At 69.1% G+C, this 12,880-nt stretch carries 14 protein-coding genes; 8 read left to right on the forward strand and 6 right to left on the reverse strand.

What is annotated here, in order from left to right:
* Positions 1-4: 4 nt before the first annotated feature.
* Positions 5-1,258: a GGDEF domain-containing protein gene (locus Y590_RS08005; RefSeq protein WP_060769384.1), complete on the forward strand. Its 1,254-nt coding sequence runs from the start codon at positions 5-7 to the stop codon at positions 1,256-1,258.
* A 226-nt stretch (positions 1,259-1,484) separates the two neighbouring features.
* On the forward strand, positions 1,485-2,165 hold the full coding sequence (locus Y590_RS08010; RefSeq protein WP_060769385.1) for an OmpW/AlkL family protein: 681 nt from the start codon (positions 1,485-1,487) through the stop codon (positions 2,163-2,165).
* A gap of 338 nt (positions 2,166-2,503) precedes the next feature.
* Here Y590_RS08010 and Y590_RS08015 read toward each other — a convergent pair whose 3' ends face one another.
* Entirely contained in the window at positions 2,504-2,866 is a 363-nt protein-coding gene (locus tag Y590_RS08015; RefSeq protein WP_060769386.1) for a hypothetical protein, read from the reverse strand.
* A 141-nt stretch (positions 2,867-3,007) separates the two neighbouring features.
* On the opposite strand from Y590_RS08015, the gene Y590_RS08020 reads away from it, so the two are divergent.
* On the forward strand, positions 3,008-3,199 hold the full coding sequence (locus Y590_RS08020; RefSeq protein WP_060769387.1) for a hypothetical protein: 192 nt from the start codon (positions 3,008-3,010) through the stop codon (positions 3,197-3,199).
* Positions 3,200-3,609: 410 nt separating this feature from the next.
* Complete coding sequence (locus Y590_RS08025) at positions 3,610-3,906, forward strand: hypothetical protein (RefSeq protein WP_060769388.1); 297 nt, start codon at positions 3,610-3,612, stop codon at positions 3,904-3,906.
* Between the two features lie 509 nt (positions 3,907-4,415).
* Here the strand turns inward: Y590_RS08025 and Y590_RS26985 are convergent.
* Positions 4,416-4,658 (reverse strand): hypothetical protein, encoded by a 243-nt coding sequence (locus Y590_RS26985; protein WP_060769389.1) that lies wholly within the window; start codon positions 4,656-4,658, stop codon positions 4,416-4,418.
* 115 nt (positions 4,659-4,773) lie between these two features.
* Between Y590_RS26985 and ggt the strand changes: the two genes are divergently transcribed.
* Positions 4,774-6,600 (forward strand): gamma-glutamyltransferase, encoded by a 1,827-nt coding sequence (gene ggt / locus Y590_RS08035; RefSeq protein WP_060769390.1) that lies wholly within the window; start codon positions 4,774-4,776, stop codon positions 6,598-6,600.
* Here ggt and Y590_RS08040 read toward each other — a convergent pair.
* Entirely contained in the window at positions 6,564-7,517 is a 954-nt protein-coding gene (locus tag Y590_RS08040) for a phosphotransferase family protein (RefSeq protein WP_060769391.1), read from the reverse strand. The two genes, ggt and Y590_RS08040, sit on opposite strands and share 37 nt — an antisense overlap.
* A gap of 429 nt (positions 7,518-7,946) precedes the next feature.
* Between Y590_RS08040 and Y590_RS08045 the strand changes: the two genes are divergently transcribed.
* Positions 7,947-8,738 carry a lysophospholipid acyltransferase family protein gene (locus Y590_RS08045; protein WP_060769392.1) on the forward strand — a complete coding sequence of 264 codons (792 nt, stop codon included), beginning with the start codon at positions 7,947-7,949 and terminating at the stop codon, positions 8,736-8,738.
* A 3-nt stretch (positions 8,739-8,741) separates the two neighbouring features.
* Here Y590_RS08045 and Y590_RS08050 read toward each other — a convergent pair whose 3' ends face one another.
* The 3 genes from Y590_RS08050 to metX are packed head-to-tail and all read right to left on the reverse strand — an operon-like array spanning position 8,742 to position 11,158.
* Positions 8,742-9,236: a P-loop NTPase family protein gene (locus Y590_RS08050; protein ID WP_060769393.1), complete on the reverse strand. Its 495-nt coding sequence runs from the start codon at positions 9,234-9,236 to the stop codon at positions 8,742-8,744.
* Complete coding sequence (metW, locus tag Y590_RS08055) at positions 9,233-9,922, reverse strand: methionine biosynthesis protein MetW (protein ID WP_060769394.1); 690 nt, start codon at positions 9,920-9,922, stop codon at positions 9,233-9,235. The genes Y590_RS08050 and metW overlap by 4 nt, the downstream gene beginning before the upstream one ends.
* Positions 9,923-9,940: 18 nt before the next feature.
* A complete protein-coding gene (gene metX, locus Y590_RS08060) occupies positions 9,941-11,158 on the reverse strand; it encodes a homoserine O-acetyltransferase MetX (RefSeq protein WP_060769395.1) in 1,218 nt (405 codons plus the stop codon).
* A gap of 393 nt (positions 11,159-11,551) precedes the next feature.
* Here metX and msrB point away from each other — a divergent pair, with 393 nt between their 5' ends.
* Positions 11,552-12,055 carry a peptide-methionine (R)-S-oxide reductase MsrB gene (msrB, locus tag Y590_RS08065; protein ID WP_060769396.1) on the forward strand — a complete coding sequence of 168 codons (504 nt, stop codon included), beginning with the start codon at positions 11,552-11,554 and terminating at the stop codon, positions 12,053-12,055.
* A 91-nt stretch (positions 12,056-12,146) separates the two neighbouring features.
* Positions 12,147-12,869: a peptide-methionine (S)-S-oxide reductase MsrA gene (msrA, locus tag Y590_RS08070; RefSeq protein ID WP_060769397.1), complete on the forward strand. Its 723-nt coding sequence runs from the start codon at positions 12,147-12,149 to the stop codon at positions 12,867-12,869.
* Positions 12,870-12,880: the final 11 nt, after the last annotated feature.

Genomic DNA, 12,880 nt, shown 5'->3' on the forward strand with positions numbered 1-12,880 from the left:
GGTCATGCTCGACTTCAACACCCTTCAGGTCGCCAGTATCAGCAGCCGCCTCGCTTTTGTTCTGGTGTTTTTCGTCACCCTGCTGCGGCATCCGCGCGAGATCTATTTCGGGATCTGGGCCGGCGCGCTCTGCTGCTCGCTGACGGCCTCGATCCTGATGCTCGGGGATCCGCCGAGCGTGCCGCTGAATGCCGTCAGGGGAAGCGCCATCTACGTCCTGTACGGGGCAAGCCTCGCCGTGTCCTGGGTCGGCTTGCGCCTCTTCCACGAGCGCACGCCCCTCATCCTGCCGACCGTCGGGCTCGCCCTCTTCAGCGGCCTGTCCTACGGCATTCTGCTCCAGGCGGGTGCACCGATGTCGTGGAGTCTGATTGCGGTGTTCGCCTGCACCGCGCTGAGCACGGCTTTGTGCATCTGGGAAATCCTGAGAACGCCCGCTTCGATGCGCCTGTGGACGCAGTACATCGTCCTGGCGGGTTTCTGCGGATACTTCTGCGTCTTCATCCTGACGATCGGCGTGGTCCATTTCGCGAGCGAGCGCCTCGCTTCGCCCGAGAGCGGGGTCTACTCGCTGGTGTTCGATCTGTGGTGCGGCGTCTTCATCCAAGTCGGCTATCTCGCCATGGTGAGCGAGCGCGCGCACCTGAAGCTCATCCGCCTGGCCGACACCGACTGGCTCACCGGGCTGGCGAACCGGCGCGGATTGTTCACGGCGATGAGCCGGCGGGCCGGCCTGTCTCCTTCCCCGCTGCGATGCGCGATCCTGATGGCCGACATCGACCACTTCAAGGCGATCAACGACACCTACGGCCATGACGGCGGCGACGCGGCCCTGGTCGGCTTCGCCGAGCGATTGCGCGGCGCGATGCGCAAGGACGACCTCGTCGCCCGCTGGGGCGGCGAGGAGTTCCTGGTCGTGCTCGACCAAGCCGACGCCACCGTGGCCGCCGCCGTCGCCGAGCGCCTGCGAAAGTCCGTCGCCGGGCAGCCCTTCACCGTGAACGGAGCGTCCGTGCCCGTGACCGCCAGCATTGGGGTTGCGTTCGTGGCCGTCGGCGAGGAGCGGATCGACGCCGCCTTGTCACGGGCGGACGCGGCCCTCTACGACGCCAAGAGAGCCGGCCGCAATCGCGTGTGCCTCGAACCGCCGCCGCCTCAGCCGGACACCCGCGCCGCCCGAACGGAGCCGCCCTCCGGGCTTCGCGAGGCCATGGAGGTCATCCAGGTCGTCGGCCAGCCGCGATCCGAACTCGCCTGAGCCTCACTCAGGGACCGACCCTCGGACCGCTGCGGACCCAGAGAAAACAGTCCGTGGGCGGGCATGCCGTGAGGCGCGCCGAAACGATTTTCCTCAAGGTCCGAAAACAGAACCCATGCTCGACCGCCCTCCCTCGTCCCTTCCGTCCTCCGGGCGGGACCATCGTCTCGCCTGCGCGCCACGCAGGTGGGGACCCGTTCGGCGCGAAGCGTCGGGAGCGAAGCCGATGCCGGCGCGATCGAGCCTTTTCGCGGCCGTGTTCGGCGCGCTCGGCGGCGGCCTGTTCGGGCTCTCGACCCCTTGTCAAGCCGCCGAGCCAGCGACGATGACGGCCTCTGGAGGCGGGTTGACCGCGGGCAGCTTCCTCGTCCGCGGACGCGTCGTCGGCTCCATCCCGGTCGGTCAGTTCTCCCGGGTCGAGCCGATCGGCGGCCGCGTCATCACCCCGGCACGCGCCCTGCCGGATCTCGACGTGACGTATTTCCTGTCCGATCATTTCGCGTTGGCCGGTCAGGTCGGCGTGGCGTCGACCCGGACCTCGATCCGCGGGTCGCTGATCGGCGACCTGACGATCGGCTCGACCTGGAGCCTTGCCATGACCGGCGCGGTCCAGTTCCACTTCCTGCCGCACGGCACCTTCAACCCCTATATCGGTGCGGGCGCGGGCTACACGCACCCGATCGCCTACGAGCCGGCCAAGCCTCTCATCACCGAGATGAAGGCCGATCCGCAACTGGGGCCGCTTCTTCAGGCCGGCTTCGATTATCACCTCGGCGGCGACTGGTACGCCAACATGGAGATCAAGAAGATCTTCCTGCCGCCGCAGGTCTCCCGGATCGGTTCCGGCACCACAACGGTGAGGCTCGACATGCTGATCGTCGGCGCGGGCATCGGCTACCGCTTCTGATCGGCGGCCGGTCTCGGTCCGGCCCGATCGGCGCAGGTCCCGAAAGCGTCGTCCATCGCGAAAGCGGGCGACGATGGCCGGGGCCATGCTGCAAGGCCCGTGTCCCGTCACCGTTCGGGCTCGCGGACACGGGCCTTGAAACATCACATCACGGATCGCATGGGGGTGACGGGAGCGCCGAGAGCCGGCTCCGACCTGATGGCATCAGGCCGGCGTCTCTCGGTCCTTGTTGCGACGCGCATTCTATCGACGAACCGCTGCCCCTTCGTCGGACGATGCTCTATCCTCTTGTTTTTGCATCATCCCGAAAGCCGGCAACCACCTTTCGGGATGATGCTCTAGCGCCACCCCAGCAGCCAGGATGTGACGGGATCGACGACGTAGGCCGCGACGGAGGCGGCCCAGGCGCCTGCCCGGGCCGTCAGGGGGAGGCCGGTCCGTCGCGCGGCCTCGTCCTCGCGGGCGTGTTCGAGCATGGTGGCGGCCACCAACTGGTCCTCGTGTTCCCGGCACTCGTCGAGGACGTTGCGCTGCGCCCCGGCCCGGCTCTGACCCGGCGGTTGCCGGATAGAGGCCTCGCGGACGCAGTCATGCCAGGCCGCTTCGAGATCTCCGAGGTCGCGCGTGCGCGCCGCCGCAGCGTCGGCGCCGAGGCTGCCGCCGATCACGAACAGGGCAAGGAGAATCCGTGGCGCGTTCATAGCGGCGAGATGCTCCCGAAGCCATCAAGGCCGACTTAACGGGTCCCCGGCCGCCGGCGCCGATGACGGGACGATCGAAGGAACGACTCTGCCTCCCGGCGCTTCCCACCTCCCAACGACACACCGCCGACAGGAAGCCGCATGGCCAAGGACGTGACCACCTACACGCTCAAGCAGGCGCTCGCCGCCAAGGTCGAGGACCACATCGAGATCGCGGTGGAAGCCGAGGACGGAACCAAGTTCAAGATCCGCGCGAGCGCCGATCAACTCGATGCGCTCACCGGCGATCTGGAGACGATCCTTGACGGCGACGACGTCGAGGACGCCGCCTAAACCCGCGCGTACGGCTGGCGAAGGTCCGAGCCCGGCACCAGCCGTCACAGCCCCCCCTGCGATTCATGACCGGTGTCGGCGCCGCGCCTCCGCCGATTCGGGGGGGCGGACGCCGGCACTCCGATGCCGGCCTCCCAGCCGCTGGACGATGGCGGAACGGCACTCGGCCCCCCCCACGGCGTCGAATCCCGACACGCGTTGCACGCCGATACACGCAGCGCACGAATTGTCCGGGCGCGCGAGACGGAATGTCCGAGCCGGTGCGGCACGGCACGTCGCCCACTAAATTCCGGTCATTTCAAAGATCTTTGTCACGGCTTCGTCCGATCGCACGGGACGAAAAATCGGTTTGTGAACGTTTTATGACATATCGGAACGCGCGATCATCGTGCGTGGAGGAGACACAGAAGATGCGGATCGTCCCCATCCTCGCCGCCGGCCTCGTGCTCGGCACCATCGGCGCGACGGCGGCCTCCGCCGCTCCCGCCCTGCCCCAGCCGGATGTCATTGCCGGCCACCCGGCCCAGCCCGTGGATTGGCATCCCAGCACCCGTCACTGGGATCATCACTTCCACGCGCATCAGGACTCGCTGCGCTATCACCAGCCGACGGAAGCCGAGCACCGGATCCGCCGTATGCGGCGCACGGAGCCGCAACTGCGCGACCCGGCATGGGCTGCCCCCCGATACCGGCTCGGCAATCGCTAGAGCATCGTCCCGAAAAGTGGTTGCCGGCTTTCGGGAAAAAGTTGATGCGAAAGCAAGGGCCTCAAGCCTCGTCCTGGTTCCGGTATCCAGGACGATGCTTGAGCAACTGACCTGACGGGGTGATCGCCTGACGCGATCACCCTGCTTTCCTCGGGCCTCAAACGCGACGGCCGCCGTGGCCTCGACTTTTCGCTCCGCTCGACGTCCGAGCGACCGTTTCGGCCCCTTGGACAGGCTTTCGCGGGGCGCCCTTCGCGCCCTGCCGTATCCGACCCGACGACATCCGGTCGGCGTCTGGCGATGTTTGCTTCGGCGCGCTTTCTGATCGCCGAACCGGGGTCCACCGCGTCGAGGAACGTTCCCGAACCGAGGGCGATCGTGATCGGCCGAGGCGAACTTTCCCGGGTCCGCCGGGTTGAGGGACACCCTTTGCCTCGGACAGGACATCTCATGCGGCTCACGACGATCGCGCTGGCTCTGACCGTGAGCCTCCCGGCAGCCGCCATGGCTCAGGCCGGCGCGGATGCACGGCCCTCGCCGCCGAGCCCGAAGGCTTCGGCCACGGGCTCGCAGCCGGTGCCCGGCCCGAGCACGGCCGGCGCCCCGGTCGGCACCCCGAACAAGCCGGCCGTCGTCGGCGGCACGCCCGGCGCCGTGATCGGCGGCACGCCCACCAGCGGACCGCCCGGCACCGGCGGCACTGCGGGCGGGCCGGCGTTGAGCGGGCGATAGAGCTTCGCCGCGACCGGCATCGGATGCAACGATGCCCGAACAAGGCGCGCCTCGTACCCGATGGGGCGCGCCAGGGGACAAATGGTCGTTCGCGGGGAGCGTGGCTGCGCCCCACATTTGCGATAAGCTCGGGGCATGAGCCCGACTTCACCCGTTCGCTCCGCCCGCGCGCTTCTCCTCATCGCCTCCTTGGCGGTGCCGTTTCCGGCCCAGGCCCAGGCCCAGGCCCAAGCGGTGCCGCCCGCGCCCGAACCGCCGCCGATCCAGTCGGACGAGGCCCGCCTCCTGCCGGTTCTCGCCCGCCGCGGCATGGTGTCGTCGCAGGACGCACTCGCCACCCGCGTCGGCGTCGAGATCCTGAGGAAGGGCGGCAACGCCGTCGATGCGGCGGTGGCGGTCGGCTTTGCGCTCGCCGTCACCCTGCCGCGGGCGGGCAATCTCGGCGGTGGCGGCTTCATGATGGTGCACCGCGCCGCGGCCAAGGAGGTGCGCGAGGAAGCGGGTCGGCAAGTACCGAAGGAAGCCGCTGGGGAAACCATCGCGATCGATTACCGCGAGACCGCCCCGGCCGCGTCCACCGCCGACATGTTCCTGAACCCGCAAGGGGAGCCCGACCGCGCCGCCTCCACCCGGACCGGCAAGGCGGTGGGCGTGCCCGGCACGGTGCGCGGCCTCGCCGAGGCCCACAGGCGCTACGGTTCGGGCAAGCTCACGCTGGCCGACCTCATCGCCCCTGCAGAAAAGCTCGCCCGTGACGGCATCCCGGTCGAATCGGGGTTGGCCGATTCCCTGCCGCGGGCGTCCGGCCTGCTCGGGCAATGGCCGTCGAGCCGGGCGGTTTTCTTCCAGGGCGACCACGTGCTCCCCCGCGGCGCGACGCTCATCCAGCGCGACCTCGCCGACACCCTGAAGGCGATCGCCGAGCGGGGACCGGATGCCTTCTACGAGGGGCCGATCGCCGACAAGATCGCCGCGGCCGTGCAGGGCGCAGGCGGGATCATGACCACCGCCGACCTCGCCGCCTACCGGCCGGAGATCCGCACGCCCGTGCGCGGCACCTATCGCGGCTACGAGATCGTCTCGATGCCGCCGCCGAGTTCCGGCGGGGTGCATCTCATCGAGATCCTCAACATCCTCGAGGGCTACGATCTCGCCGGCATGGGCGCTGGCAGCGCGGGGGCGCTTCACACGCTCGCCGAGGCGATGAAGCCGGCCTATGCCGACCGCGCCACCTGGCTCGGCGACCCGTCGCGCACGCAGGTTCCGGTCGCAGGGCTCACCGCCAAGCCCTACGCCGCCACCCTGCGCGAAAAGATCGATCCGGAGCGGGCGAAGTCCGCCGCCGAGGTGCGCGCCGGCAACCCGCTGCCCTACGAGTCCGATCAGACCACGCATTTCTCGGTGGTGGACGCGGAGGGGAACGCCGTCTCCAACACCTACACGCTGAACTTCTCCTACGGGATCGGGCTGGTCGCCGAAGGGACGGGCGTGCTGCTCAACAACGAGATGGACGACTTCTCCGCCAAGACCGGGGCGCGCAACGCCTACGGCCTCGTCGGCGGCGAGGCCAACGCCGTGGCGCCGGGTGCGCGCCCGCTCTCCTCGATGACGCCCACCTTCGTGTTCCGGGACGGCAAGCTGTTTCTCGTCACCGGCAGTCCCGGCGGCAGCCGCATCATCACGACCACGCTTCAGGTCATCGTGAACGTGCTCGATTTCCGCATGAACCTCGCCCAGGCCGTCGCCGCGCCGCGCATCCACCACCAGTGGCAGCCCGACGTGCTGCTGGCTGAGGAAGGCGTCTCGCCCGATACGCTGGCCCTGTTGCGGGCCAAGGGCCACAACGTGAAGGTCGGCGCGACTTCGGGCTCGGCCAATTCGGTGATGGCCGAGGAGGGCCTGCTCGCCGGCGCCTCCGACCCGCGTCAGCGGGGGACGCTGGCCGAGGGGCCTGAGCGATAACGCCCGGACTGCCCTCGAGCAGGGCTCTGCCCTGGACCCGCGAAAAGGCTCGCCTTTTCGAAATCCGGGCTTTTGCGCGCCAACCTCTCGATCGCCGCCAGCAATTCGGCGTCGGTGTCGGAGGGGCGCCCGAACAGGCGTGAGACCGCGACCGGCAGGCGCCATGCGGCGACGGCCTCCCGTGGCAGGCCGCTCGCTGTGCGGTAGGCTTCCACGTACCACGCCGCGATCAGCCGACGTGCCATCCGCACGGGGTGAAGCCGATTGAACCAGGCCGGGCCGAGCCGCCCGTAGCGCAGCACCAGTTCGGAGCGGGCTACGTCCGCAGCCGGATCGCCCGCGGCGGCCTTCTGCCAGTCGATCAGGCGGAGCCCGGCCGAGGTCGCGATCACGTTGCCGGGATGCACGTCGCCGTGACAGAGGCGGTCACCCCGCGGCAGACGGTCGAGGGCAGCGAGGGCTGCCTGCCGCAGGTGCTCCGGCACCCGCGCGCCCTCGATCTGGCCCCGGAGACGGGCATGCTGCGAGGGTAGGCCGGGGGCGGGACAGGCATGGATCGCGTGCTGGACCCGTGCCACGCGGCGCAAAGCCAGCAGCAGCCCGAGCGGATTGCAGGCATAACGCACGGTCATCGGCGAACCATCGAGGCGCGCGAACAGGATGCCGGTGCGCCCGGCCCGTCGGACGATGCCGAGCGCCTTCGGCGCCGGCAGGCCGAAACCATGGGCGAGGCGGCTCGCGGCCCACTCGTTCGCAACCGCCTCCGGCTCGAAGGGCTGCCGGTAGAGCTTCACCACCCGGTCCGGCCCTGCGGCGAACACCTCGGAACTGCGGCCTGCCCCGATGCGATCCGGCACCGCGACGGAAGGGGCATGTCCAGGCAAGGACAGGGCACGGATCGACAGGGCACGGATCATGGCTACGGCTCCGAGCACGCTCCGAGAAAGGCTCGCTCGCATGCGAACAAGCCCATCCGTCCCCCTCGCGACCTTGATACAGCCAGGCTATTCTTTGGAAAATTTCATTTGCTATTCCGGATTTGCACGCATTGTCGGCGGTCAATCTCGCCGAATTTCAGTAACAAAAGTGATTTTCTATAATTAGAATGGCACGAAACAAGATGGCTTCATCTTATATGCCGAGCATCTTTACGGCCTACCCTGCATTGCTCGCCGGTCATGGCACCAGGCGCTGAATTCCCGGGATGAATGCCTTTCATCGGGTCGGCGGCCTGCCGGAAAAGCGGTGGGGGCGGGCGCGGCGCCGCGCGACGGGTTTCCTCGGCCCGGCGGTGGGCAAGCGCAGGCGCACACGGTAAAGGAGCGCCATCCTCACGCGGACCGCCGATGCTCCTCTTCCGCTCGCTCGCCTTCAACCTCTCCTTCTACGTCGCGACGGCCCTGATCGCGATCCTGGGAAGTCCGGCGCTTGCCTCGCGCAAGGCCACGATCCGGGTGGCGCAGTTCTGGGGCCGCACGGTGGTGTTTCTGCTGCGCGTGATCGGCGGGACGCGGGTGGAGTTCCGCGGCCTGGAGAACATCCCCAAGGGCCCGCTGCTGGTCGCCGCCAAGCATCAATCCGCGCTGGAGACGCTGGCGCTCACGATCCCGTTCGATGATTTCGGCTACGTGCTCAAGCGCGAGCTGATGTGGATTCCGGTGGTCGGCTGGTACTTCGCCCGGGGCGGCATGGTGCCGATCGATCGCTCGAAGGGCACACGGGCGATGGCGGCGATGAACCGGGCGGCGGCGCAGGCCATCCGCGACGGGCGCCAGCTCATTATCTTCCCCGAGGGCACCCGCCGCCCGGCCGGCGCCCCGCCCGCGTACAAGCAGGGCGCTTCCCATCTCTACGCGGCGCTGAACGTGCCCTGCCTGCCCGTGGCGCTGAATACCGGCCTCTATTGGCGCCGCCGCGGCTTTCGCCGGATGCCGGGCACGACGGTGATCGAGTTCCTGCCGGTCATCCCGCCGGGATTGGCGCGTCCCGCCTTCCTCAAGGAGCTGCAGACCCGCATCGAGACGGCCTCCGATGCGCTGCTGGCGGAGGGCCGGGACGACCTCGCCCGCCACGGCCACCCGATCGCCGTGGCGATGGGCGGTTCGACGCCCGCACCGGATACGTCCGGGACGCTGTGAAGATCAGCCGGCCGCGAAACGGTGGACGGCGGATGGCCCACGCAGGACGATCCGGCGTCCGGCGAAACTCTGGATCAGGGCGAGGTGGCGCACCCGGCGGATGCGGTTCCAGCGTGCGGTGTCGCGCAGGAATTCCAGGGTGAGCTGCTCCGGGCAGCCCTCGGGCCCTTCGGGCCGGACGCGCCCCAAGCTCGACAGCGTCCGCCGCAGCACCTGCGCCGTGCAGCGCCAAGCCGGCATGTCGAGGTCGATCACCGTGTCGGCGCGCGCGAACCGGGGCGCGATCGTGTCGGTATAGTTGCCGTCGATGACCCAGGCGGGGAGGGCGGCGATCCGCTCGACCTCGGCGCGGAAGGCGGCGGGCTCGGCCTCGATCCAGCCGGGTCGCCAATAGGCGCGGTCGAGATGGAACGCCGGCAGGCTGTGCCGGGCGCCGAGTTGCCGGGCCAGGGTCGATTTTCCGCTGCCGGGCGGCCCGAGGACGACTACCCGTCTCACCCTCGCCCGGCCCCGCGCCGGAGCAGGAACACGCCCTGCGCGCCGATCAGGTTCCAGAACCACCACGGCATCGAGAAGCGCATCGGCCGTCCCCGCACGTCGAGGGCGGTCGCCTTCTCGATGCGGGCGCCGACATCCCGGCACAGGCCGACGAAGTCGCGGATCGTGCAGTGGTGGATGTTGGGGGTCTCGTACCACGTCTCCGGCATGATCTCCGTGACCGGCATCCGCCCGCGGAAGGCGAGTTCGGCCCGCACCCGCCAATGGCCGAAATTCGGGAACGAGATGATGACCTGCCGCCCGATCCGCAAAAGGTGCTCCAGCACGATGCGCGGATTGCGGGTCGCCTGAATCGTCTGGGACAGGACCACGACGTCGAATGCGTCGTCGGGGTAGTTGGCGAGATCCGTGTCGGCATCGCCCTGGATCACCGGCAGGCCGCGGGCGAGGCAGGCGTTCACACCCTCGCGCGACAATTCGATGCCGCGGCCATCGACGCCGCGGCGGTCGCGCAGGAGCGCTAGCAGCGAGCCGTCGCCGCAGCCGATGTCGAGGACGCGTGCGCCCGGCGGCACGAGGCCGAGCACGACGATATGATCGACGCGCGCCGTGCCCTCGCCACGGGGCAGCGCCTCGGCAGCTTCCCAGGGAACGCCGGAGGCGGCATCGGTGAAGCTCTCGCTCATCGTCTCACAGTCCAGCTCTCAAAGGCCTCTGGCGCGCGCGGCCGCGTCGATAAAACCCTTCGCGGCGGAGAACATCGTCGGCTCGTCGAGCAGGAAGGCGTCGTGGCCCTTGTCGCTCTCCACTTCGACGAAGGCGACGGGAGCGGCGACCGCATTCAGCGCGTGGACGATGGCGCGGGAATCGGCGGTCGGGAACAACCAGTCCGAGGTGAAGGACATCACGCAGAAGCGGGTCTTCGAGCCGCGGAAGGCGTTGCCGAGCACGCCGCCATGGTCCTCGGCGAGGTCGAAATAGTCCATCGCCCGCGTCAGATAGAGGTAGGCGTTGGCATCGAACCGCTCGACGAAGCTGAGCCCCTGGTGGCGCAGATAGCTCTCGATCTGGAAATCGGCGTTGAAGGAGAAAGTCGGCGCCGCCCGGTTCTGCAGGCGGCGGCCGAACTTGCGGTGCAGCGCCGGCTCGGACAGGTAGGTGATGTGCGCGCCCATCCGCGCGACGCCCAGCCCCTTGGACGGCCTCGTGCCGGCCTCGAGATAGCGGCCCTCTTCCCAGGCCGGATCGGCCATGATCGCCTGCCTGCCGACCTCGTGGAAGGCGATGTTCTGGGCCGAGTGCCGCGCGCCGGTGGCGATGGGCATGGCGGCAAACACCCGCTCGGGGAAGAGCGAGGCCCATTGCAGCACCTGCATCCCGCCCATCGAGCCGCCGATACAGAGGAACAGGTCGGGGATGCCGAGCCGGTCGAGCAGCATCGCCTGGGCGCGGACCATGTCGCGGATCGTCACCAAGGGGAAGTCGAGCCCGTAGGGGCGGCCCGTCTCGGGGTTGAGCGAGGCGGGTCCGGTCGAGCCCATGCACGAGCCGATGACGTTCGAGCAGACGACGAAGTAGCGGTTGGTATCGACCGGCTTGCCCGGCCCCACCAACGTCTCCCACCAGCCGGGCTTTCCCGTTACGGGGTGGGGCTGCGCGAAATGCTGGTCGCCGGTGAGCGCGTGGCAGATCAGCACCGCGTTGGAGCGCGCGGCGTTGAGGATGCCGGCGGTCTGGTAGGCGATCTGGAACGGGCCAAGTCGGGCCCCGGAATCCATCGCGAGTGGTTCGTCGGCGGAAAACAGCATCACCGGGCTGCGCGGGTCGGACGCCAGCGAGGTCTCGTAGACCGCTCGGCGCGCATCGTCCCGCTGGACGATCTCAGCGCCGCGCTCGGCGTTCTGGGTGAAGGTGGAATCCATCGCGTGTCCCGGGTGCCGGCCCTGGAACCGGTCCCAAGCGGCCCGGCACCGACGGTCCCGCCGGTCTTGAGGGCGGGCGGGTGAGACGATGCACCCGCGAGCCTGTCTCGGGGGCCTGTCTTGGCCGGCTGATCATAGCAGGTAGTGTGCGCATCCCCGAGCGTCAACGCGGCGCGAGGGCGGATCCGGGACAACCGGGCTGAAGAGACGCGTGAGAGTTGCGCCGGTGACGCCGAGGCCGGAGCGGCCTGCGGCGGTTCGTCTTCGCGGCGGTCCTACCGGTTCCGTGCTATCGATTGCGCGCGATTGATCATCCCCGTCACGTCGCCGGCATCGGAGGCAGCCCGTCTCCCTTCGGAGCTGGCGGACCGCAGTCCATCGGAGTCCTCGCGCATGAACCGCCGCCAGACCTTGCGTGCCGGAGCCTCGCTGCTGGGGCTCCTCGCGGCCTCCCGCCTGACATCCGTGATGACCGGTCCCGCCTCCGCGGCGGGCTTCGAGGTCGAGAAATCCGACGCCGAGTGGCGTGCGCGGCTCTCGCCCGCCGCCTACCGGGTGCTGCGCGAGCACGGCACCGAGCGGGCCTATACGAGCCCGCTCAACGGTGAGAAGCGTCCGGGCCGCTTCGTCTGCGCCGGTTGCGACCTGCCGCTGTTCTCGTCGAAGACCAAGTTCGAGAGCGGCACCGGCTGGCCGAGCTTCTTCGAAACGCTCCCCGGTGCGGTCGGCACGCAGGTCGACGGCGCCTACGGCATGCGGCGCACGGAGGTGCATTGCCGCCGCTGCGGCGGCCATCTCGGCCACGTCTTCGAGGACGGCCCGAAGCCCACCGGCCTGCGCTACTGCATGAACGGCGTGTCCCTGCGCTTCGAGCCCGCCGCCGACGGCCCCGCCTGACACGATGTTCTATCCTCTTGTTTTTGCATCACCCTTTTCCCGAAAGCCGAAGCCCGCCTTTCGGGATGATGCATTGGAAGGATTCAGGATCATGACCCGCGAACGCTTCCGTCCCCGCACATCCAGCCTCGTCGGCGACCTGCTCGGCCTCGCCCTGCTCGCCGGTGCAGCCCTTCCCCTGGCACCCGCCGCGGCGGAGGAGGGTGGGCAACGCCTGCCCGAGGCGGCGATGACCGCGAAGGAGGGTTCGGGCCTGCGCACGGCGACCTTCGCGGGCGGCTGCTTCTGGGGCGTGCAGGGCGTGTTCCAGCACGTGAAAGGCGTGAAGAACGCGGTCTCGGGCTATGCCGGCGGCACCCGGGCGAGCGCCCGCTACGACGAGGTCGGCACCGGCCGTACCGCCCATGCGGAAGCGGTGCAGGTCACCTACGATCCGGCTTTGGTCCGCTACGACGAGTTGCTGCAGATCTTCTTCTCGGTGGCGCTCGACCCGACCGAGGTGAACCGGCAGGGCCCCGATACCGGCCCGCAATACCGCTCGGCGCTGTTCCCCGCGGATGCGGAGCAGGCCAAGGTCGCCAAGGCCTACATCGCCCAGCTCGACGGGACGAAGGTGTTCTCGAAGCCCATCGCCACCAAGATCGAGTCCGGCGCCTTCTACCCGGCGGAAGCCTATCACCAGGACTACATGAGCCTGCACCCGACCAACAGCTACATCGCCGTCAACGACGCACCGAAGCTGCGGGATCTGAAGGCCCTGTTTCCCGAGCGGGCGAACGCGCAGCCGGTCCTGGTGGGCCGCCCGCCGGCTTGAGGAGACTTTCT

This window comes from Methylobacterium sp. AMS5, assembly GCF_001542815.1.
Classification (GTDB): Bacteria; Pseudomonadota; Alphaproteobacteria; order Rhizobiales; family Beijerinckiaceae; genus Methylobacterium.

Coding starts and splice junctions, on each gene's coding strand:
- Y590_RS08005 (WP_060769384.1), top strand. CDS start 5: ATGCTCGACTTCAACACCCTTCAGGTCGCCAGTATCAGCAGCCGCCTC.
- Y590_RS08010 (WP_060769385.1), top strand. CDS start 1,485: ATGCCGGCGCGATCGAGCCTTTTCGCGGCCGTGTTCGGCGCGCTCGGC.
- Y590_RS08015 (WP_060769386.1), bottom strand. CDS start 2,866: ATGAACGCGCCACGGATTCTCCTTGCCCTGTTCGTGATCGGCGGCAGC.
- Y590_RS08020 (WP_060769387.1), top strand. CDS start 3,008: ATGGCCAAGGACGTGACCACCTACACGCTCAAGCAGGCGCTCGCCGCC.
- Y590_RS08025 (WP_060769388.1), top strand. CDS start 3,610: ATGCGGATCGTCCCCATCCTCGCCGCCGGCCTCGTGCTCGGCACCATC.
- Y590_RS26985 (WP_060769389.1), bottom strand. CDS start 4,658: ATGCCGGTCGCGGCGAAGCTCTATCGCCCGCTCAACGCCGGCCCGCCC.
- ggt (WP_060769390.1), top strand. CDS start 4,774: ATGAGCCCGACTTCACCCGTTCGCTCCGCCCGCGCGCTTCTCCTCATC.
- Y590_RS08040 (WP_060769391.1), bottom strand. CDS start 7,517: ATGATCCGTGCCCTGTCGATCCGTGCCCTGTCCTTGCCTGGACATGCC.
- Y590_RS08045 (WP_060769392.1), top strand. CDS start 7,947: ATGCTCCTCTTCCGCTCGCTCGCCTTCAACCTCTCCTTCTACGTCGCG.
- metW (WP_060769394.1), bottom strand. CDS start 9,922: ATGAGCGAGAGCTTCACCGATGCCGCCTCCGGCGTTCCCTGGGAAGCT.
- metX (WP_060769395.1), bottom strand. CDS start 11,158: ATGGATTCCACCTTCACCCAGAACGCCGAGCGCGGCGCTGAGATCGTC.
- msrB (WP_060769396.1), top strand. CDS start 11,552: ATGAACCGCCGCCAGACCTTGCGTGCCGGAGCCTCGCTGCTGGGGCTC.
- msrA (WP_060769397.1), top strand. CDS start 12,147: ATGACCCGCGAACGCTTCCGTCCCCGCACATCCAGCCTCGTCGGCGAC.